The sequence below is a fragment of the Aeromicrobium sp. PFPM2_SD2 genome, from assembly GCF_057364525.1.
Genome location: NZ_JBNFNZ010000822.1, coordinates 1 through 535, shown reverse-complemented (window position 1 = coordinate 535; position 535 = coordinate 1). Strand labels below are relative to the sequence as shown.

Sequence of the window (535 nt, the reverse complement as noted above, 5' to 3'; positions counted from 1 at the left end):
GGCGCGCCCGCCTCCCGGGCCGCGGCGCTCAGCTCGTGCAGCCGCGGCATCGGCACGTGCACGACCTCGGACGGCGTGAGCCGGTAGGTCGACTCCCCGGCGAAGGCGTCGTGCTCGGGGCCGGCGGTGGCCAGGACCAGCGCGATGTCGCGCTGGTTGAGCCAGCGCGACATGTCGCCGGTGGCGACGCCGTGCTGCAGGAAGACGAACCGCCAGCGCGGTGCCGGCGCGTCCGGTCCGAACGGCTGGACGTGCTCGCTGCGGGCGTGCGAGGAGAGCAGGAACCGGGCGTGCCGGGTGAGCGCGGCGTGCTCGTCGGACCCGTGAGCGACCAGCCGGAAGCCCTCGCGCTCCAGCCGCGGCCAGTCGGGACTGGCCGGGTCGAGGACGAACCAGGCGTCCACCTCGGGGTGCCGCTCGCGGACCCAGCGGCAGAACGCCTCGCCGTTGTCGCCGCCCGCGTCGACCCGATCCATGAACACCCAGGCGTCGCGCATGCCGTGCGGCGGCCGGGCGTCGTCCTGGCCGCGGGCCC

1 protein-coding gene is annotated in these 535 nt (G+C 76.3%); it reads right to left on the bottom strand.

Annotation, left to right across the window (positions count from 1 at the left end; genetic code table 11):
* Nucleotides 1-535 (bottom strand): hypothetical protein (locus AC2W7G_RS18315; RefSeq protein ID WP_485869691.1); only part of this gene is annotated, 535 nt, incomplete at both ends.